This is a genomic window from Actinoplanes oblitus, from assembly GCF_030252345.1.
Lineage (GTDB): Bacteria > Actinomycetota > Actinomycetes > Mycobacteriales > Micromonosporaceae > Actinoplanes > Actinoplanes oblitus.
On the sequence record NZ_CP126980.1, the window covers coordinates 8,679,575 to 8,699,815 of the forward strand.

General features: G+C 71.8%; 11 protein-coding genes and 1 pseudogene. 5 read left to right on the forward strand and 7 right to left on the reverse strand.

Annotated elements, in window-relative coordinates:
• Positions 1-93 precede the first annotated feature (93 nt).
• Positions 94-5,037, reverse strand: coding sequence for an NAD-glutamate dehydrogenase (locus Actob_RS38480; protein ID WP_284916894.1), 4,944 nt, complete (start codon positions 5,035-5,037; stop codon positions 94-96).
• Between the two features lie 211 nt (positions 5,038-5,248).
• Here Actob_RS38480 and Actob_RS38485 point away from each other — a divergent pair, with 211 nt between their 5' ends.
• Positions 5,249-7,153 (forward strand): penicillin-binding transpeptidase domain-containing protein, encoded by a 1,905-nt coding sequence (locus Actob_RS38485; RefSeq protein WP_284916895.1) that lies wholly within the window; start codon positions 5,249-5,251, stop codon positions 7,151-7,153.
• A gap of 424 nt (positions 7,154-7,577) precedes the next feature.
• Here Actob_RS38485 and Actob_RS38490 read toward each other — a convergent pair.
• The 4 genes and pseudogenes from Actob_RS38490 to Actob_RS38505 all read right to left on the reverse strand — a co-directional run.
• A pseudogene (locus Actob_RS38490) lies at positions 7,578-8,609 on the reverse strand (arginase family protein); the annotation flags it as partial.
• Positions 8,610-8,642: 33 nt separating this feature from the next.
• Entirely contained in the window at positions 8,643-9,581 is a 939-nt protein-coding gene (locus Actob_RS38495) for a tetratricopeptide repeat protein (protein ID WP_284916896.1), read from the reverse strand.
• A 96-nt stretch (positions 9,582-9,677) separates the two neighbouring features.
• On the reverse strand, positions 9,678-11,351 hold the full coding sequence (locus Actob_RS38500) for an acyl-CoA mutase large subunit family protein (protein ID WP_284916897.1): 1,674 nt from the start codon (positions 11,349-11,351) through the stop codon (positions 9,678-9,680).
• A 170-nt stretch (positions 11,352-11,521) separates the two neighbouring features.
• On the reverse strand, positions 11,522-12,709 hold the full coding sequence (locus Actob_RS38505) for an FAD-dependent oxidoreductase (protein WP_284916898.1): 1,188 nt from the start codon (positions 12,707-12,709) through the stop codon (positions 11,522-11,524).
• A 56-nt stretch (positions 12,710-12,765) separates the two neighbouring features.
• Here Actob_RS38505 and Actob_RS38510 point away from each other — a divergent pair, with 56 nt between their 5' ends.
• Positions 12,766-13,347, forward strand: coding sequence for a PadR family transcriptional regulator (locus tag Actob_RS38510; protein ID WP_284916899.1), 582 nt, complete (start codon positions 12,766-12,768; stop codon positions 13,345-13,347).
• Between the two features lie 834 nt (positions 13,348-14,181).
• On the opposite strand, the gene meaB is transcribed toward Actob_RS38510, so the two are convergent.
• On the reverse strand, positions 14,182-15,153 hold the full coding sequence (gene meaB / locus Actob_RS38515) for a methylmalonyl Co-A mutase-associated GTPase MeaB (protein ID WP_284916900.1): 972 nt from the start codon (positions 15,151-15,153) through the stop codon (positions 14,182-14,184).
• An 85-nt stretch (positions 15,154-15,238) separates the two neighbouring features.
• Positions 15,239-16,378 (reverse strand): acetyl-CoA C-acetyltransferase, encoded by a 1,140-nt coding sequence (locus Actob_RS38520; protein ID WP_284922477.1) that lies wholly within the window; start codon positions 16,376-16,378, stop codon positions 15,239-15,241.
• 120 nt (positions 16,379-16,498) lie between these two features.
• Here Actob_RS38520 and mce point away from each other — a divergent pair, with 120 nt between their 5' ends.
• The 3 genes from mce (at position 16,499) to Actob_RS38535 (ending at position 20,221) form a co-directional block, all read left to right on the forward strand.
• Positions 16,499-16,996, forward strand: coding sequence for a methylmalonyl-CoA epimerase (mce, locus tag Actob_RS38525; RefSeq protein WP_284916901.1), 498 nt, complete (start codon positions 16,499-16,501; stop codon positions 16,994-16,996).
• Between the two features lie 250 nt (positions 16,997-17,246).
• Positions 17,247-18,548: a coiled-coil domain-containing protein gene (locus tag Actob_RS38530; RefSeq protein ID WP_284916902.1), complete on the forward strand. Its 1,302-nt coding sequence runs from the start codon at positions 17,247-17,249 to the stop codon at positions 18,546-18,548.
• A gap of 242 nt (positions 18,549-18,790) precedes the next feature.
• On the forward strand, positions 18,791-20,221 hold the full coding sequence (locus Actob_RS38535) for a Laminin subunit beta-1 (RefSeq protein WP_284916903.1): 1,431 nt from the start codon (positions 18,791-18,793) through the stop codon (positions 20,219-20,221).
• The last annotated feature ends 20 nt before the right edge of the window (positions 20,222-20,241 follow it).

The following is a 20,241-nucleotide window of genomic DNA, read 5'->3' on the forward strand; positions in this document are numbered from 1 at the left end:
CGGGCTCGGGCCGCGGATCCACCCGAGGCCGCGGACGGCCTCAGGCCGCGGATCCACCCGAGGCCGCGGACGGCCTCGGGTAGCGGATCCACCTCAGGCCGCGGACGAGGTCTTCACCAGCGTGCGGATCTGGCGGAGCAGGACCGACAGAGCCGCCAGGTCGGCCGGCGACTCGTCCACGTCGCCCATCGCGTTGGACGCGCGGGCGATCGACGCGGCGTTGACCTGCTCCCACTGGGACACCCGGTCCTCCGGGGCCGCCGACTCCGGCGTCGACTGCAGCACCTCCGCGGTGAGCGCGGCCAGCGCCGCGTACAGGTCGTAGCGGAGGGCCATCCGGGCCAGGGTCTGCCACCGGTCGCCGCGCGGGAGGCGGGAGATGTGCGACAGCAGCGCGTCCACGCCGAACCGCTCGGAGAGCACGAAGTAGACCTGCGCCACCTCCGTCACGTCCCGGTCGATGGCGGCCGCCGTCTCCAGGATGTCCAGCAGGCCGAAGCCGTAGAACACCCGGCTCACCGCGTCGGCCAGATCGTCCGGTACGCCCTTGCCCGCCAGCATGGCGACACGTTCCTCGAACGACCGGCGTTCCGCGCCGACCAGCACCTGCGGCAGCTGTGGCAGCAGGGTGGCCACCCCGGGACGCAGCTTGGCGATCTCACCGACCACGTCGATCGGCGAGCGCCGCGTACTGACCAGCCAGCGGACCGCCCGGTCGAGCAGCCGCCGGGTCTCCAGCAGGGCCAGCGTCTGCGCCGACGTCGGCACCTTGTTGTCCAGCGCCTCGGCGGCCTTCCAGATCTCGGCCAGCCCGTAGACGTCCCGGACCACCACGAAGGCCCGGATCACGTCGGCGGCGGACGCCCCACTCTCCTCCATGGCCCGGAAGACGAACGACGTGCCACCCCGGTTGACCACCTCGTTGACCAGCGCCGTCGAGATGATCTCCCGGCGCAGGCGGTGCCCGGCCATCCGCGCGGCGTAGCGCTCCCGCAGCGGCGTCGGGAAGTACCGGTGCAGCACCTGGTTGGTCCACGCCTCGTCGACCAGCTCGTCGGCGAGCACCTCCCGCTCGAGGCTGATCTTCACGTACGCGAGCAGCACCGCGAACTCCGGCGCGCTGAGCCCCTCCCCGTTCTCGTACCGAAGAGCCAGCTCCTTGTCGGTGGGCAGCGCCTCCAGCTCGCGGTTCAGCTCGCCGCGCTGCTCCAGCGTGGTGAGCATCCGCCGGTGCACCGGCAGCAGCGAGTGGGCCTGCGCCCGCGCGTTGCCCAGCGCCATCGCCTGCTCGTAGTTGTCCCGCAGCACCAGCGCGCCGACCTCGTCGGTCATCGCCGCCAGCAGCTCGTCCCGCTCGGGCAGCCCGAGCTCGCCGTCGGTGACCGCCCCGCCGAGCAGGATCTTGATGTTGACCTCGTGGTCGGAGCAGTCCACGCCGGCCGAGTTGTCGATGAAGTCGGTGAACACCCGGCCGCCGGCCCTGGCGAACTCGATCCGGCCACGCTGGGTCAGGCCCAGGTTGCCACCCTCGCCGACCACCTTGACCCGCAGGTCCGTCCCGTTCACCCGGATCGCGTCGTTGCCCTTGTCGCCGACGTCGGCGTGCGACTCGGAGGCGGCTTTCACGTAGGTGCCGATGCCGCCGTTGAAGAGCAGATCCACCGGCGCCTTGAGGATGGCCCGCATCAGCTCGCCGGGGCTGACCGCGGTGACCGACGCGGGCAGGTCCAGCACGGTACGCACCTGCGGGCTGATCGGGATCGACTTGGCGCCGCGCGGGTACACCCCGCCGCCCTCGCTGATCAGCTTGGTGTCGTAGTCGGCCCAGGACGAGCGCGGCAGGTCGAACAGGCGCCGGCGTTCGGCGTACGAAACGGTGGGGTCCGGGTCGGGATCGAGGAAGATGTGCCGGTGGTCGAAGGCGGCCACCAGTTTGATGTGCTCGGACAACAGCATGCCGTTGCCGAAGACGTCGCCGGACATGTCACCCACGCCGACCACCGTGAAGTCCTCGGTCTGGGTGTCCTTGCCCAGGTCGCGGAAGTGCTTCTTGACCGACTCCCAGGCGCCGCGGGCGGTGATCCCCATCTTCTTGTGGTCGTAACCGGCGGAGCCGCCGCTGGCGAACGCGTCGCCGAGCCAGAACTCCTTGCCGACCGAGATCTCGTTAGCGATGTCGCTGAACGTCGCGGTGCCCTTGTCCGCGGCCACCACCAGGTACGGGTCGTCGCCGTCGTGGCGCACCACGTCCTTCGGCGGCACGATCTTGCCGCTCAGGATGTTGTCGGTGACGTCCATCAGCGCGGTGACGAAACGCTTGTAGCACTCCACCGCCTCGTCCCGGTCGCCCGGCTTCTGCTTGAGCACGAAGCCGCCCTTGGCACCCACCGGCACGATCACCGAGTTCTTCACCATCTGGGCTTTCACCAGGCCGAGCACCTCGGTGCGGAAGTCCTCGCGCCGGTCCGACCAGCGCAGGCCGCCCCGGGCGACGGCGCCGAAGCGCAGGTGCACGCCCTCGAAGCGCGGCGAGTAGACGTAGATCTCGTACTTCGGGCGGGGCTGCGGCAGGTCCGGGATGGCCTCCGGGTTCAGCTTGAACGCCACGTAGGACTTCGGCCGCCCGTCGGCGCCGCGCTGGTAGAAGCTGGTCCGCAGGGTCGCCTCGATCAGCGTCAGGTAGGACCGCAGGATCCGGTCCTGGTCCAGGCTGTCCACCTGGTCGAGCAGCTCGGTGATCCGGCCGGCCACCTCGCCCGCCCGCCGGGCCCGTTCCGTCTCGCCGATCTGCAGCGCCGGCGAGAAGCGGGCCTCGAAGAGCTCCAGCAACAGCCGCGCGATCTCCGGGTAGGCGATGAAGGTCGACTCCACGTACCGCTGGGAGAAGACGTTCCCGGCCTGGCGCAGATATTTCGCGTACGCCCGCAGCACCACCACCTGCCGCCAGGTCAGCCCCGCCCGCAGCACGAGCTCGTTGAACCCGTCCACCTCGGCCTCGCCCCGCCAGGTGGACGCGAACGCGTTCTCCACCTGCGGGCGCACCTCGGCCAGCTCGCGGTGCACCTTCGGCGGGCGCAGGCCGAAGTCGTACAGATAGATCAGTCCGTCGTCGCGCCGGATCTCGTACGGCCGCTCGTCGCTGACCTGCACGCCGAGCGAGTGCAGCACCGGCAGCACGGCGGAGAGCATCATCGGCTCGCCGAACCGGTACACCTTGAAGCGGATGTCGTGCTCGTCCGGCTGTGGCGCGCCGTCCGGGCCGAGCTTGCGCCGCCGGTACAGGTGCATCTCCAGCTGGCCGGGCTCCTCGAGCAGCTCCAGCTTGGCCAGGTCCTGCATGCCCTCGTACGGCGTGTGCCCGTTCTTGTAGCTCTCCGGGTACGCGTGGGCGTACCGCCCGAACAGCTCCTTGGCCGGCTCGTCGCCCAGCTTGCGCTCCAGGACCAGGGAGAAGTCGTCGTCCCACATCCGGGTGGCGTCGGCCAGCTGCTCGGCCAGCGTGTTCGGGTCCAGCTGACCGGGCGGGTCGGCCGGGTCGGTACGCACGATGAAGTGCACCCGGGCCAGCATCCGCTCGGTCACCCGGGTGGTGTAGTCCACCCCGACGCCGTTCAGCTCGCGCAGCAGGATCTCCTGCATGCGCAGCCGGTTGCCGGTGGTGAACCGGTCCCGGGGCAGGTAGATCAGGCACGAGATGAACCGGCCGTACCCGTCGCGGCGCAGGAACAGGCGCAGCTGCCGGCGGCCGGCCATCCGCAGCACGCCGATGACCGCCTCGTACAGGTCATCGGTCTTGATCTGGAAGAGCTCGTCGCGGGGGTAGGTCTCCAGGATCTGCAGCAGGTCCTTGCCGGAGTGGCCGCGCGGCGACAGGCCGGAGCGGTCCATCACCTCGGTCACCTTGCGCTTGACCACCGGAAGTTCCCGGACGCTGGTGCGGTAGGCCGAGCTGGAGAACAGGCCCAGGAAGCGCCGCTCGCCGACCACGTCGCCGTTGCTGTCGAAGACCTTGACGCTGATGTAGTCGAGGTAGGCGGAGCGGTGCACGGTGGCCCGCGAGTTCGCCTTGGTGATCACCAGGAGGCGCTTCTCCATGGCCCGCTCGTACGCCTCGGGCGCCATGGTGTCCAGCCGGCGCGGCCGGCTGTCGCCGCGCAGGATGCCCAGGCCGGTGCCGTGCACCGCGCTCAGGACCCCGTCGTCCAGCCGGTACTCGCGGTAGCCCAGGAAGGTGAAGTGGTCGTGCGCGAGCCACTTGAGCAGCTCGATCGAGTCGGTGACGTCCTTCTCCGGGACCGGCAACCGCCGGTCCGACCCGCGGGCGGCGGCCAGCTCGTCCGCGATGACCAGGGCCCGCTGCCGCATCCGCGGCCAGTCCTCGACCGCCTCGCGCACGTCGGTGAGCACCCGGCGCACCTCGTTCAGCAGCTGGTCGCGGGCGTCGGCGCGGCGGACCGGGTCGATCTCGATCCGGATCCAGCTCTCCACCAGGTCGCCCTCGATGGCGTCGTCCGGCTCGACGTCCGCCTCCAGCTCGCTGAGCGCGCCCAGCGGCTCCCGGCGCACCACGATCAGCGGGTGCACCATCAGGTAGACCTGGAGGTTGTGGGCGGTGAGCAGGGCGATCACCGAGTCGACAAGGAACGGCATGTCGTCGGTGACGATCCGCAGCACGGTGTGCGCCTGCGGGCCACGCGGCTCGGTGAGGGCCAGCTTCAGCTCGCCGGGCAACCTGTTCCGGGCCAGCTCGCGGTGCTCGACCGCGGCCGTGAACATCTCCTCCGGGGTGTACCCGACCAGCTCCTCGTCGGGGGCGAACCGCCAGAAGCGGTCGACCAGCGACGCGGTGGTGTGGTCCTCGCCGGCTCGCTCCACCGCCTGAGCGACCAGGCGCTCGGCGTTCGGAAGCGGCTCGTCGAGCTCGCCGGATTCGGTGGACGCACCGAGCCGCCCGGTGAGGGCCAGCCCGGGTCCGGAACCCGGTGAGTCGGGCACGGTCTGATCAGAATCGGTCGCTGCCTCGTCGGCGACAGGCATGGTCCGGCGCTCCCCTCACCCACGACACTGTGGGTTCGAACGTGTCGGGCACAGCCTAGAACGCCCGGGCGCGGCAGCTTCACACCCAGGGTGTGCCAGCCCGACTGGTGGGCTGATATGCGAGCTTTCGACCGGTGCGGGGCGGCGGAACTGGCTCCCGGCGACTACCGTGCGATCAGCCCAGCAAGACGTACCCACAGGGGGAAACCTCATGCGCCGCGCCACCGTCGGATTGACCACGCTGCTCCTGCTGTCCACAGCGGGGCTGGCCGGGTGCTCCGAGGACGAGCCGCAGGACACCGTCGTCGACTTCCTCAACGGGTGGAAGAGCGGCGATCTCAGCAAGGTGGGCTTCGTCACGGCCGCCGGCGGCAAGATCGCCGCGGCCGACGTGCTGACCGGCATCCAGGGCTTCTACGGCGACCTCAAGGACCAGCCGCTCACCGTCTCGGTGGCCGGCGACCCCAAGGTGGCCGGCGACATCGCCACCACCCCGATCGACGTGCGCTGGACCCTGCCCGGCAACGTGGTGTGGGACTACAAGTCCAGCGTCCGGATGACCAAGCAGAGCGGCGACGGCTGGCAGGTGATCTGGGAGCCGGCCGTGCTGAGCCCCGAGCTGGAGGAGGGCGAGAAGTTCCGGCTGCGCCGGGTGCCCGCCCAGCGCGGCACGATCCTGGACGCGAGCGGCAAGGCGCTGGTCGGCCCGCAGAAGGTGGTGATCATCGGGGTCAGCCCGGAGAAGATCAAGGATCTGCCGTCGCTGTCCAAGTCGCTGATCGCCGCGTTCAAGCGGGTCGGCGTCGACGTCGACCTCAAGGACCTCAAGGACCGGGTCACCAAGGCCGATCCGGGCGCCTTCCTCGATCTGGTCATCCTGCGCCGGGCCGACTACGACAAGATCAGATCTACGGTACGCCCGTTGCCCGGCACCGTGTTCCGCGAGGAGACGCGTCAGCTCGGCCCGACGCGCGCGTTCGCCCGGGCGCTGCTCGGCACCGCCGACGCGGCCACCAAGGAGGACCTCGAGAAGCGCCCCGAGGAGCTGGTCGCCGGCGACGTCGTCGGGCACGGCGGGCTCCAGGAGAAGTACGACCAGCGGCTGCGTGGCGCTCCCGGACTGTCGGTGGTGGTCTCCGCCGAGGCCGCCGACGAGTCGACCGAGGAGAAGCCGATCTTCACGTCCAAGCCGGTGGACGGCAAGGACCTCAAGATCACCATCGACACCGCCACCCAGAACGCCGCCGACCGGGCGCTCGCCAAGGAGAAACGGCCCAGCTCGATGGTGGCGCTGCGGATCAGCGACGGCGCGGTGCTCGCGGTGGCGAACGGGCCGGAGGCGGGCGGGGTGAACACCGCGCTGACCGGCCAGGTGCCGCCCGGCTCGACATACAAGATGGTGTCGGCGTACGGGTTGCTGTCGTCCGGGAAGGTCGCCGCGGACACCGTGGTGGAGTGCCCGAAGACCCGGGCGGTCGAGGGGCGTACCTTCAAGAACTCGCACGACGAGGCACTCGGCAAGGTCCCGTTCCACGTCGACTTCGCCAAATCCTGCAACACCGCCTTCGTCGGCCTGGCGCCGCAGCTGGGCGCGGACGGCCTCGGGCAGGCGTCCCGCACGCTGGGCATCGGCGGCGACTGGAACATCGGGGTCGACGCGTTCACCGGGAAGGTCTCCGACGGCGCGAGCCCGGCCGAGCTGGCCGCCGCCACCTTCGGCCAGGGCAGCACCGCGGTCAGCCCGATCTCGATGGCGGTCGCCACCGCCGCCGTGGCCAAGGGCGGCCTCCAGCCGCCCAAGCTGGTGCTCGACCCGGCCCCGGCCACCGCCGGCAGCACCGGCACGCTGGACGCGAAGGCGGTGGCGGCGCTGCGGTCGATGATGCGCGAGGTGGTCACCGGCGGCACCGGCACCGCGCTGAAGGGCGTCCCGGGCGGCGCGGTTTACGGCAAGACCGGCACCGCCGAGTTCGCCGACGACTCGGACGAGACGCACTCCTGGTTCATCGGGTACCAGGGCGACGTGGCCTTCGCGGTGATGGTGCAGAAGGGCGGGGCCGGCTCCGAGGCGGCCGTCCCGATCGTCAAGAACTTCCTCACCACCCTGGCGGGGTAGGTCAGGCGACGCCCATCGGGCCCGCCGGCCCGAGACCCGGGGGGTACGACGTGAGCGCCCCGGCGGCCGGCGGATCGGCCGGCGGCCGGGGACGCAGCATCCCGGGCCGGGTGGCCGGCAACGGCTCCGAGTCGAGCAGCGGCGCGGAGCCCAGCGGGCGGGTGAAGAGCCGCACTCCGGGGTCCGCCTCCTCCGGCTCGTGCTCCGGTTCGGCCTGCTCCGGCTCGGCTTCCTCCAGCTCAGCGTCCTTCAGCTCGGCTTCCTCCAGCCCCGCGCGCTCCAGCCCGGCTTCCTCCACCCCGGCGTGCTCCGGCTCGGCATGCTCCAGCCCGGCGTGTTCCGGCTCGGCGTGCTCCAGCCCGGCGTGTTCCGGGACCGATTCGGGGACGAGCTCTTCGAGGACGGGTTCCTCGACGTCAGGGGCGAGGGCCGGCTCCTCGGCGACCGGCTCGGGCGCCGTGACATCGGGCGAAATCGGCACGGAACCGGCATCCGGCTGGTTGGCCAGATCCCGGCGAGCCGCGATCAGATCCGGTCGCGGCGTCACCGTCCGCACCGGCGCCAGCCCGCTCACCAGCGCCGACGTTATCTCCCCGGCGTAGCGACCGTCCGGATCGTAGTCCGGGTCGAAGACGGTGATCTCCACCCCGAGGCAGTGCGGCGACTCCACCAGCCCGGTGAGCAGCAGCTCCAGCTCCGGGAAGGCGATGCCACCGGGATCCGGCGCGTCCACCGCCGGCATCACCGCGGGATCGAGCACGTCGACGTCCACATGCACCCAGTAGCCGGCGCAGTCCACCAGTTGATCGCGGGCCCACTGCGCGCTGCGCGCCGCCCCCTCGACCCGCAGCATCGGCACCGGGCGGGTCACGATCCCGGCGGCCTGCAGGTCCAGCCGGTACTCGTCCTGGGCCCGGATGCCGAGCACCACCACGTCGACGTCCCGGAAGTAGGGCCGGCGGCTCTCGATCGCCGCCAGGTCGGCCTGCCCGCGACCGGTGACCAGGGCCAGGTCCTCCCCCGCGGCGGCGCCCACATAGGACGCGTTGCCGGGGTGCCGGAAGTCCGAGTGACCGTCCACGAAGACCAGGCCGATGCGCCCGCCGACCGCCTCGCCGAGCCGGTGCATGGCCAGCCCGGAGCCGATCAGGATCGAGCAGTCCCCGCCGAGGATCACCGGGAACTCGCCGCCGTCGATGATCGCGCCGATCCGGTCGGCGAGTGCCCGCGAGTACGCCGCGATCTCCGGGGCGTGCGCGACCCCGTCGCCGGGGCGCCAGTCGCCGGGGTCGTAGCGCGGCGGGGTCAGGCAGCCGGCGTCCCGGGCGCCGAGCCGGGGCAGCAGGCCGTGGTCGCGGAGGGCGCCGGGCGCCTTGGCACAGCCCGGCACCGACGTCGCGGTCGGCGGGCGCAGGCCGAGATTGGACGGCGCGTCCAGAACGGCGATGCGTCGCACGACGCCCTCCCGCTTCCTCGAGAACTGTGGGGTCTAGAAGAGTGCGCTGGCCAGGGCGCGGCGCGCGCCCGCCACCGCCGGGTCGTCCGGCCCGGCCACGGCGAACAGCGACAGCAGGTGCTTGCGCACCACGTCCCGCTCGTCGCCGGTGGTCCGCTTGATCAGGGCGACCAGTCGCGCGTACGCCTCCTCGGCCTGCCCGCTGAGCACCTCGACGTCGGCGGCCAGCCGCTGCGCCTCCAGATCGTCCGGGTCGGCCGCGGCCCGGGCCAGGATGGACGCCGGGTCCTGCCCGTTGATCCGCCGGTACAGCTCGACCTGCGCCAGCCCCGCCTCGGCGGCCGCGTCGGCCGGCGACTCGGCCAGGATCTTCTTGTACGCCGCCTCGGCCGCGTCCAGGTCGCCGACCATCAGCGCGTCGTCGGCCGCGTCCAGTCGCGGGTCCTCCGCCGCGGCCGCACCGGAGTCGACGCCGGCGGCCTTGAGCACCGCGTCGATGTACTGCTTGATCTGGGACTCGGGCAGCACGCCGGTGAAGCCCTCGACCGGCTGCCCGCCGATCACCGCGAGCACCATCGGGATGCCCTGCACCCGGAACGCCTGGGCGAGCCGCGGGTTGGCGTCCACATCGACCTTGCCGAGCACCCAGGCGCCCTGGCCCTCGGCGGCGAGTTTCTCCAGCACCGGGGAGAGCTGCTTGCACGGCCCGCACCAGTCGGCCCAGAAGTCGAGGATCACCGGGGTGGTGAGCGACCGCTCCAGCACGGCGCTCTGGAAATTGCTCTCGGTGACGTCGATGATCGTCTCCGGCGCCAGGCCCGGCAGGGTGCCGGGCGCCGCGCCGGACGGGGCGCTGTCGGAGGCGGTGGGACGGCTCGGCGCGGCCGGCTTGGCCGGCGCCGGGGAACGCAGCGCGCTGAGATCGACCGCGCCGCGGGTGAAGATCGACGGAGTGGTCCGTGGGTCGCTCATGGTTACCTAGTCTCGCACGCTGTCCGGCCTGTTCGCGCCGCCGCCGGGCGGCCGATATCGGACGTCACAGGGCGACCCCCGGACCCTCCACGACGGTCAGAACCGGGCCGGCTCCCGATACACGCCCCACTCGCCCCGCAGGGCGTCACAGATCTCGCCCAGCGTCGCCTCGGCGCGTGCCGCCTCCAGCATCGCGGGGATCATGTTGTCCGAGGTCCGGGCCACCGCGACGAGATCCTCCAGGGCGCTCTTCACCCGGCCCGCGTCGCGCTGCTCCCGGCGCGCGGCCAGCACCCGCCGCTGCTCCACCTCGACCTCGTGCGAGACGCGGAGGATCTCCAGCTCCTTGGCGACCGTGCCGGTGTGCGCGTTGACACCGACGATCCGCTTCTCGTTCTTCTCCAGGGCCTGCTGGTACGCGAACGCGGCCTCGGCGATGTGCGCGGTGAACCAGCCGTCCTCGATGCCGCGCAGGATGCCCGCCGTGATGCTGCCGTCGTGGCCCAGCCCGCGGATCCGCTCGAAGATCTCCTCGGCCTCCGCCTCGATCCGGTCGGTGAGCGCCTCCAGGTACCACGAGCCGCCGAGCGGGTCGGCCACGTTGACCACCCCGGTCTCCTCCATCAGCACCTGCTGGGTGCGCAGGGCGATCTCGGCGGACTCGTCGGTGGGCAGCGCGAGCGTCTCGTCCAGGGCGTTGGTGTGCAGCGAGTTGGTGCCGCCGAGGACCGCGGCGAGCGCCTCGACAGCGGTGCGCACCACGTTGTTCACCGGCTGCTGGGCGGTCAGCGAGACACCGGCGGTCTGCGTGTGGAACTTGAGCCACAACGCCTTCTCGCTGGTCGCCCCGTAGTCGTCACGCAGGTGCCGGGCCCAGATCCGCCGGGCGGCACGGAACTTGGCGATCTCCTCGAAGAAGTCGATGTGCGAGTCGAAGAAGAAGCTCAGCCCGGGCGCGAACTGGTTGACGTCGAGCCCCCGGGAGAGACCCAGCTCCACGTAGCCGAAGCCGTCGGCGAGCGTGTACGCCAGCTCCTGCGCGGCGGTCGCCCCGGCCTCGCGGATGTGGTAGCCGCTGACCGAGAGCGGCTTGTACTTCGGGATCTCCCGCGCGCAGTACTCCATCAGGTCGCCGATCAGGCGCAGGTGCGGCTCCGGGGCGAACAGCCACTCCTTCTGCGCGATGTACTCCTTGAAGATGTCGGTCTGCAGCGTCCCGTCGAGTTTGCTCAGATCGGCGCCCTGCCGCTCGGCGGCCACCAGGTACATCACGAAGATCGGGACGGCCGGACCGGAGATGGTCATGCTGGTCGTCACGTCCTGCAGCGGGATGCCGTCGAACAGCACGTCCATGTCGGCCGCCGAGTCGATCGCCACCCCGCAGTGGCCGACCTCGCCGAGCGCCTGCGCGTCGTCCGAGTCGCGGCCCATCAGGGTCGGCATGTCGAAGGCCACGCTGAGCCCGCCGCCGCCGGCGGCCAGGATCATCTTGTACCGCTCGTTGGTCTGCCGGGCGTTGCCGAAGCCGGCGAACTGCCGGATCGTCCAGGTCCGCCCCCGGTATCCGGTCGGGTAGAGCCCGCGCGTGTACGGAAACTCGCCGGGCCAGCCGATCCGCTCGAAACCGGGATGGGTGGCGCCGGCCGGCGGGCCGTAGACCGGCTCGACCTGGTTACCGGAGAGCGTGGTGAAGTCGGCGTCCCGCTTGCGGGCGGCGTCGTAGCGGCGCTGCCAGCGCTCGCGTCCGGCCTCGATGTCGGCTGCGTCCATGCGCCCCATACTAGAGGCAGAACTGAACGATTACTAAGGTCGCGATGGACAACAGGACAAGGGTTTTCCCTACTACCGCCAGGTAACCGCAGCGGGAAGAGTCGGCAGCGGAACCCTTTCCATCCCCACCAGCCCCGGCAGCGCCCGCCACGCTGCCGGGGTTGCCCGGTTCAGGCCCCGGCCGCCAGCCGCGGCAGCCGGTGCTCGAAGATCCAGGCCTGCGGGTCGCCCCGGCGCTGGAGCAGCCGGAAGACCAACGGCAGCATCGCATCCCGGATCGCCGCGCCGACCGGACCCTGCACCTTGCCGCTGTTGCCCCGCCGGCCGTGCGCGGCGACCTTCTCCACCCGGGAGCGACGAGCCTTCTCGTACGCCGCCAGCCCCGCCCCGATCGACGCGTTGTCGCGCAGGCTGTGCCCGAGCACCACGGCGTCCTCCACGGCCTGCGAGGCACCCTGCCCGGAGGTCGGCGCCAGGGCGTGCGCGGCGTCGCCGACCAGCACCATCCGCTCGTCGCGCCAGACCCGGACCGGCCCCATGTCCTCGGTGCTCCACGGACCCACCACCTCGTCGCTGAGCCGGATCAGCTCGGCGGCCGGCGACGAGGGATCCCCGTCGAACAGCTCGACCAGGTGCGCCTTCCAGGACTGCGGGGTGAACGCGCCCGACTCGACCGGCCGCTTGCTCGGCGGGTTCGCGAACCACCAGACCGACCCGTCCGGCGCGGTCGCCCACCCGAAGAACGCCTTCCGGCCGAAGGCCATCTGCATCACCCCCGGAGGCGGCGCCAGCCGCGGCTCGACCGGCCCGGCGGTGAATCCGCCGGCATTGAGCAGACCCAGGTAGTGCGGCGCGGCCGCCGCCGGATCCAGGCATTGCCGGGTACGCGACCGCAGCCCGTCCGCCCCGACCAGCAGCTCGGCACGCACCCGGCGGCCGTCGGCGAACTCCGCCTCGACCCCGTCCGGCCCGGACACCGCCCGGGTCAGCGCGGCGCCGTGGACCACCGGGATGCCGCACGCCTCGGCCTCGGCCAGCATCGCGGCGTAGAGGTCGGCGCGCCGGACGGTCCGCGTCTCCCGGCCCAGCGACATCTCGGCCAGCACCCGCCCGGAGGCGCCGCGCAGCGCCATGACCGGCGTCGGGAAGCCCTTGGCCAGCACCTTCTCCGGGTCCAGGCCGAGGGACCGGAGCGCGGCCAGCCCGTTCACCGCGACGGTGAGGAACGCGCCGCGCTCGTCGGCGACGCCGCGCTGGTGACGCTCGTGGATCACCGGATCGAACCCGGCGTGTCGCAGGGCGATGGCCGCCGCGGTGCCGGCGATGCCACCCCCGATCACGGCTGCTGTCTTAGTCATAAAATGACTATCCATAAAATGACTAGGATCCGTCAAGAGATCGTAGGCTGCTTGGCATGAAGCGCTCCCCACTGGCGATGCTGCTGCTGGCGCTGCTGATGGAGGCGCCGATGCACCCGTACCGGATGCAGCAGGTGATCAAGGAGCGCGGCCAGGACCAACTGGTCAACGTGGCCCAGCGCAACAGCGTCTACCAAGCCCTGGACCGGCTGGTCCGGGAGGGACTCGCCCGGGCCGGTGAGACCACCCGGGAGGCCGGCCGGCCGGAGCGGACGGTCTACGAGATCACCGAGGAGGGCTCCGCGACACTGCGCCGCTGGCTGCTGGAGATGCTGCCGGCCCCGGCGCGGGAGTTCCCCGAGTTCCCGGTGGCGCTGTCCTTCCTCGCCATGCTCACCCCACCGGAGACCAGGGACCTGTTGAGCCGCCGGATCGAGACGGTCACCGAGCGGCTCGCGGGGATCGAGGCCCAGGCACCGCCCGGCCTGCCCCGGCTGTTCCTCCTGGAGGACGAATACCGCGCCGCGCTGCTCCGCGCCGAGCTGGAGTGGCTACGGGGTGTCGTCCGCGATCTCGACGACGGCAGGCTGACCTGGGACCTGGCCCTGATCCAGGCGACCCTCGCCCAGTTCCGCTGAGCAGCCCCGGATCCGCAGCCCTGGTTCGCAGCCCCGGATCCCGCCCAACACGCCCAGCCCGCCCACCCTTGGGGGGCCACCTCCATGGGGCAGTGTGACGGAACAAGGCCGCGCGAAAGCGCGCCCTGTGGACAAGCCGGAATTGTGGATAAGCCGGAACGGATGCGTTCCTTCTGGAATGACCCACGCGGCTGTTGGTCACCGTCCTGGAATGCCCCACGCGGCTGTTGGTCACCGTCGCGGCCGCCACTCACGGTCCGCCGCTGGTTGCCGTCCGCGCGCCAAGCCACCGAGCTGCGGATCACTGTCGCGGCCGCCGCTCACGATCCATGGCTGGTTTCGGGTGGCGTGCGGTCCGCGGTCCGGGTTGCGGTTGATCGATGTCAAAGCGGCACAAGTTCCCGGTACGCCCACGTGCCCGCTTCGCACTTGAAAGTCGCTAGCCCACCGGACGACCGTCAGCGCAAACACGACCCGGGCTGGCGCTCATGGCCCTATCCCAGGCCGGGACAGAACCACCACGACCAGCCGAGACCAACGAGCTGGCGCTCATGGCCCCATCCCAAGCCGGGACAGAACCACCACGACCAGCCGAGACCAACGAGCTGGCGCTCATGGTGCTATCGCAGGCCGGGACGGGACCAGCCGGGTCACCAGGGCTCGGGGCTGCGGGCGTACCGGAAAACGCCGACCGCGGCCGGCGAGTGACCCGCGGACCGTGACCGGTTGCGGATCGGCTCTGGCCGGGCCATCAGGCGGCCGTAACCGACGGCCGCGACGGTGAGCAGCACCTCCCGCCGGCCGCGACCAGCCATCGACCGGCCCGGGACGGCGTCAGCGGGAGACGCCCACCTCCAGCCCAGCGAGCAGCGCGTCAGCCGCCGCATAGGGGTCGATCGCGCCGTCCGCCACCCGGGCCGCCAGGTCGGCCAGCGCCGTGCCACCGCGCAGATCGCCCATCCGGGCGCGGAGCGTGCCGAGCGCCAGTGCGGAGATCTCGGCCTCGGCGCGGCGCTCCCGGCGGGCTCGCAACTCGCCGTTCGCCTCCATCCAGTGGCGGTGCTTCTCGATCGCGGCGACCACCTCGTCGACGCCCTCGCCCTTGACCGCGACCGCGCGGACCACCTGGGGACGCCACTCGCCGGCGCCGCGCTCGCCGAGCGCCAGCATGCCCTGGATGTCGCGGTAGGTGTTGTCCGCGCCCGGCCGGTCCGCCTTGTTGATCACGAAGACGTCGGCGATCTCCAGGACGCCGGCCTTGACCGCCTGGATCGCGTCGCCCATGCCGGGGGCGAGCAGCACCAGCGTGGTGTCGGCGAGCGAGGCGATCTCCACCTCGGCCTGGCCGACGCCGACCGTCTCGACCAGCACCACGTCGCAGCCGGCGCCCTCGAGGACCCGGACGGCCTGCGGGGTGGCCGCGGACAGCCCGCCGAGCTGTCCGCGACTGGACATCGAGCGGATGTACACGCCGGGGTCCGCGGTGTGCTCCTGCATGCGCACCCGGTCGCCGAGGATCGCACCACCGGTGAACGGGCTGGACGGGTCCACGGCCAGCACCCCGACCCGGTGGCCGGCCAGGCGCAGGGCGCGGACCAGCTCGTTGGTGGTGGTGGACTTGCCGACGCCCGGCGCGCCGGTGAGACCGACCACCTGGGCGCGGCCGGCGTAGGGCGCCATCGCGGCGGCGACCTCGGGCAGCGCCGGGTCGCCGTTCTCCACCAGGCTGATCAGCCGGGCCACCGACCGCGGATCGCCCTCCCGGGCTTTACTGACCAGAGAGGGCACATCGCGGAAACGGCTCATGCGGGATCTCCGTTGTCGTGCCCACCCGGCCCTCGCCTGCGCGGGCGCAGCTCAGGGCCGGGTGGTTGGCGCTCGGTGCGGTCGTTCACGACGGTACTTCAATGATCAGAGCGTCGCCCTGACCGCCTCCGCCGCACAGACCCGCCGCACCGGTGCCGCCACCGCGCCGCTTCAGCTCCAGCGCCAGGGTGAGCACCAGCCGGGCACCTGACATCCCGATCGGGTGACCGAGAGCGATCGCCCCGCCGTTGACGTTGACCTTGCTCCCGTCGACCTTCAGCTCGCGCATCGACTGGATGACCACCTGCGCGAACGCCTCGTTGATCTCGATCAGGTCGAGGTCCTCGACGCTCATCCGGGCCTTCTCCAGCGCGTGCTTGATCGCGTTGGCGGGCTGGGACTGCAGCGAGCTGTCCGGGCCGGCCACGTTGCCGTGCGCGGTGATCTCGGCGAGCCAGCTGAGGCCGAGCTCCTCGGCCTTGGCCTTGCTCATCACCACGACCGCGGCGGCGCCGTCGGAGATCGGCGACGCGGTGGCCGCGGTGATCGTGCCCTCCGGGGTGAACGCCGGGCGCAGCTTGGCCAGCGACGCGCCGGTGGTGCCGGGGCGCACGCCCTCGTCGGTGTCGATCGGGCCCTCGGCCTTCTTGTCACCGGACGGCAGCGGCACGATCTCCTCGGCGAACCGGCCCTCGGTCTGCGCGGCGGCGGCCCGCTGGTGGCTCAGCGCGGCCCACTCGTCCTGCTCGGCCCGGGTGATGTTCAGCCCGGCGCCACTGGTCTCGGTGGACTCGCCCATCGAGATGCCGGCCCACGGGTCGGTCAGGCCGTCGAGGGACATGTGGTCGCGCACCGTCACGTCGCCGAACTTGGTGCCCTGCCGCTGGTTGATCAGGTGCGGCGCGTTGGTCATCGACTCCATGCCGCCGGCCACCACGATCTCGCACTCGCCGGCCCGGATCAGCTGGTCGGCCAGGGCGATGGCGTCCAGGCCGGAGAGGCACACCTTGTTGATGGTGAGCGCCGGGGTGGTCATCGGGATGCCGGCCGCGACGGCCGCCTGGCGGGCCGGGATCTGCCCGCAGCCGGCCTGCAGCACCTGGCCCATAATGACGTACTGCACCTGGTCGGGAGAGACACCGCCGCGGGCCAGGGCGGCGGCGATGGCGTGCCCGCCGAGCGCGGTGGCGGGCAGGTGCTTGAGGTTGCCCAGCAGGCGCCCCATCGGGGTACGAGCGCCACTGACGATCACGGAGCTGGTCACGGTATGTCCGATCTGCGACGGCTGGGTACGGAGCGGGTACCCGGGCAGCCTTAACGATGGGTCAGGTCAGAGACTAACGTCATGACGGACCACACATCGAGTGCCACCCATCCAGAAAATGTCACATTCTCCGGCGTCGAATTGCTCCGGATCGACCACGTCGGCATCGCCGTACCGGATTTGGACGAAGCGATCCGCTTCTACCAGGAAAACCTCGGTTTGCGATGTGTGCACCAAGAGACCAATGACGAACAGGGTGTCCGGGAGGCGATGCTCGCCGTCGGCGACGGCAGCGGCCCGCGGATCCAGCTGCTCGCCCCGGCCCGGCCCGACTCGGCGATCGCGAAGTTCCTCGACCGCGGCGGCCCCGGCCTGCAGCAGCTGGCCTACACCGTGGCCGACGTCGAGGCCGCGGCGGACGCCCTGCGGGCCCGCGGCATGCGGCTGCTCTACGACAGCCCGAAACGCGGCACCGCCGGATCACGGATCAACTTCGTCCACCCGAAGGACGCCGGCGGGGTGCTCGTCGAGTTGGTGGAGCCGGCCGAGCCGGTACACCGGTCGGGTGAATCAGCCTGACTCGGAGGCCGGCCGGCTGGCAGGATCGGCGGTATTGAGCAGCGCCGACGACCCCGTCGGCCGAGTGCCGATCGACCGAAGCCCCGACTCAGCAGGTAGCGACGGGCGGAAACCGCGCCCGCCGGTGAGTGACCGCCGTCGCCCGAACGGGTCGGCACCCCCCTCCGCTCCAGGTCAAAGCTGATCTACATTGGGGTTCCACAGCCACACGGCCCTTGCATCCCCGCCCCCTTCTCGCCAGGATGGCGCAATGCCCCAGCAGCAGGATCAGTCCATGGACTTCTTCGACACCGCGAATTCCCAGCACGACTTCACGGTCGTGCTTCGTGGTTACGATCGTCAGCAGGTCGACGGGCACATCGGCCGCCTGCTCGCCGCTCTCAACCAGGCCGTCCAGGCCCGCGGCGAGGCCGAGCAGCGGATGAACGACGCCCAGCGCCGGCTGCGCCAGTCGGAGCAGCGGCTGAACGTGCTGGAGCAGAAACTCGCCGACAGCAACAAGCTGCTGGAGGAGAACAATCGGCCGACGCTCTCCGGGCTGGGCACCCGGGTGGAGCAGATCCTGCGGCTCGCCGAGGAACAGGCGAACGATCACCGGAGCGAGGCCAAGCGGGAGAGTGAGGGCATCCTCTCCGCGGCCCGGCTCGAGGCACGGGAGATCACCGACAAGGCGCGTGCCGAGGCCGCCGCGATGAAGGCGACCGCCGAGCGCGAGGCCGGGCAGGTGCGCACGCACGCCGAGCGGGAGGCGGCGGAGACCCGGGTGCAGGCCCGGCGCGAGGCCGACACGCTGCGCTCGGACGCCGACCGGGAGACCAAGCAGCTGCGGACGGTCACCGCGCACGAGGTGGCCGAGCTCAAGTCGACCGTCGAGCGCGAGGTGTCCTCGCTGCGCGCCACCGCCGAGCGGGAGATCACCCAGGCCCGGGCGAAAGCCGGCCGGGAGGCCGAGGAGAAGCGCGCCGAGGCCACCAAGATGCTCAGCGACGCCCGGGACAAGCGGGACAAGGACCTCCAGGCGCTGGCCCTGGAGATCGCCGAGCGCCGGGAGAAGGCCGAGGCCGAGGAGTCGCAGCGGCACGCCGCCCAGGTCGCCGCCACCCAGAAGATGGTGGCCGAGGCCGAGGAGCGGGCGCGCGCCGCCGAGGACCGGGCCAAGGAGATCGAGCAGCGCGCCGAGAGCCGCCGGGTCGAGTCCGAGCGCACCTCCGCCGAGACCGTCGAGAAGGCCCGCGCGCTCGCCGAGAAGACCGTCTCGGAGGCCCGTGCCGAGTCGAACCGCCTGCTCAGTGAGGCGCGTACCGAGGCCGAGCTGACCACCCAGGCGGCCCGCCGCGAGGTCGAGGACCTCACCCGGCAGAAGGACGCGGTCACCAACCAGCTCGGGCAGATGCTGTCCGGCCTGTCCGGCCTGGTGCCCGGCGTCGGCGGGGCCGCCCCGGCGGCCGTGGCCCAGGCGGCGAAAGCCGCCGAGAAACCGGCGGAGAGCCCGGCCGAGCCGGCCGACGCCGAGGCCGGCGAGGAGCCCGTCGCCGCCAAGACCAACTCGTAACAGCACCGCCCGATCGCTCCGGTTGCGTACTCCTGAGGAGTACGCAACGGTGGAATCGGGCCGGTTGGCTTTGTGAATCAGGCCGTACCGGAGTTTCTCCGGCACGGCCTGACTCGTTTTGGCGCGTAGCCTGGGTTCCACACGGGAGCCCGGTCGGACAATTCGCTACTACCCGCGCAGTCCCACCCAGCCCGGTGTGTATCGACACGCCGCAGGACTGTGCGTATGTGAGGATGGAGAGCATGTCGCACGGCGGTGAAATCTTCGGCCTTGGCGGAGACTCGGCCACCGAGCCCAGCTTCGAGACCGCCCTCCGGGGGTATGAGCGGAAGCAGGTCGAGCGGTACGTAGCCCGCGCCGAGAACGAGATCGCCGCCCTGGCCGCCGAGCGCGAGCAGGCGTATTCGCAGATCCAGGCGATGGCGGCGCAGATCGAGCGGCTCCAGCAGGAGATCACCCAGACCCGCCGCAACTCCGGCGTGGTGGGCGAGGTCTCGTTCCGGCACCTGGGCCCGCGGGTCGAGCAGATCCTGGCGCTCGCCGAGGAGCAGGCCGAGGCGATCAAGGCGTCGGCCACCGACGACATCGCCGGCCGGCTCGCCGAGGCGGAACGCATCCGGGCCGAGGCCGAGGCGCACGCGCACGACGCCGTCCGGGACTTCGAGGTGGCCCTGGCCGCTCGCCGGGCCGAGGAGGAGAAGGTCGACGCCGCCAAGCGGGCGGCCGGGGAGAAAGCCGTCGCCGCCGCCCGGCAGACCGCCGAGCAGATCCGCGAGGAGAGCGAGGCCATGCTGGCCCGGGCCCGGGCCGAGGCGCAGCACCTGGCCGACACCGCGGCTCAGGAGAGCCAGCGGGCGCGCGCCGAGGTGGACGGCTACGTGCAGTCCACCCGGATGCAGGCCGAGCAGGAGGTGAAGGCGCTGTGGGAGAAGACCAACCAGGAGATCGCCACCCGCCGCGCCGACGCCGACCGTGAGCACGCCGATCTCAAGGCGGCCGTCGAGCATGAGCTGGCGCTGCGCCGGCACGCGGTGATCGAGGAACTCGGGCAGATGCGCGCCGGTGTCGAGAAACAGTGCGCCGACCTGCGCAGCGAGGCCGACAAGTACGCGGAGGAGGTGCTCCGCCGCTCCGACGAGCAGGCCACCGCCACTCGCAAGGAGATGGCCAGCCAGCAGGAGAAGATCGCGCAGGCCGGCCGGGAGCTGGAGGCCGCCCAGGCCAAGGTCGTCGAGGCGGAGCGCCGCCTGGCCACCGCGCAGGAGCAGGCGCTGGCCGGCGAGCAGGAGACCGAGCGGGTCAAGCAGCGGCTGGCCGAGGTCAGCCAGCAGCTGGAGGCCGAGCTGCAGCGGGTCAGCGAGGCGCAACGAGCCGGCGAGGCCGCCGAGCGGCATGCCGCCGACGTCCGCCGCCAGGTGCAGCAGGAGGCGAAACGGGTGGCCGAGCTGGCCGCCGCCGCGGTGCTGGCGGCCGCCGCCTCGCCCGACGAGCCGGAGCCGGACGGCATCCCAGGGCCGGCCACCAAGGTGACCGCCACGGCGGAGGCGCCCCTCAAGGCCGAGCCGCCGGTCAAGGCCGAGGCCCCGGTCAAGACCGAGCCGCCCGCCAAGGTGAGCGCCTCGGCGAAGGTGACCGTCCCGCAGGCGAGCCGAGTGCCGGCCGACGCGGAATAAAAGGCCAGCGGCCGGCTGGC

What these genes read in the sequence shown, in the direction of transcription:
- Actob_RS38520 (WP_284922477.1), bottom strand. Translation starts at nt 16,378, where the DNA reads ATGGGGCGCCTGCTGGGCAACCTCAAGCACCTGCCCGCCACCGCGCTC.
- Actob_RS38480 (WP_284916894.1), bottom strand. Translation starts at nt 5,037, where the DNA reads ATGCCTGTCGCCGACGAGGCAGCGACCGATTCTGATCAGACCGTGCCC.
- Actob_RS38505 (WP_284916898.1), bottom strand. Translation starts at nt 12,709, where the DNA reads ATGACTAAGACAGCAGCCGTGATCGGGGGTGGCATCGCCGGCACCGCG.
- mce (WP_284916901.1), top strand. Translation starts at nt 16,499, where the DNA reads ATGACGGACCACACATCGAGTGCCACCCATCCAGAAAATGTCACATTC.
- Actob_RS38530 (WP_284916902.1), top strand. Translation starts at nt 17,247, where the DNA reads ATGCCCCAGCAGCAGGATCAGTCCATGGACTTCTTCGACACCGCGAAT.
- Actob_RS38485 (WP_284916895.1), top strand. Translation starts at nt 5,249, where the DNA reads ATGCGCCGCGCCACCGTCGGATTGACCACGCTGCTCCTGCTGTCCACA.
- Actob_RS38495 (WP_284916896.1), bottom strand. Translation starts at nt 9,581, where the DNA reads ATGAGCGACCCACGGACCACTCCGTCGATCTTCACCCGCGGCGCGGTC.
- Actob_RS38510 (WP_284916899.1), top strand. Translation starts at nt 12,766, where the DNA reads ATGAAGCGCTCCCCACTGGCGATGCTGCTGCTGGCGCTGCTGATGGAG.
- meaB (WP_284916900.1), bottom strand. Translation starts at nt 15,153, where the DNA reads ATGAGCCGTTTCCGCGATGTGCCCTCTCTGGTCAGTAAAGCCCGGGAG.
- Actob_RS38500 (WP_284916897.1), bottom strand. Translation starts at nt 11,351, where the DNA reads ATGGACGCAGCCGACATCGAGGCCGGACGCGAGCGCTGGCAGCGCCGC.
- Actob_RS38535 (WP_284916903.1), top strand. Translation starts at nt 18,791, where the DNA reads ATGTCGCACGGCGGTGAAATCTTCGGCCTTGGCGGAGACTCGGCCACC.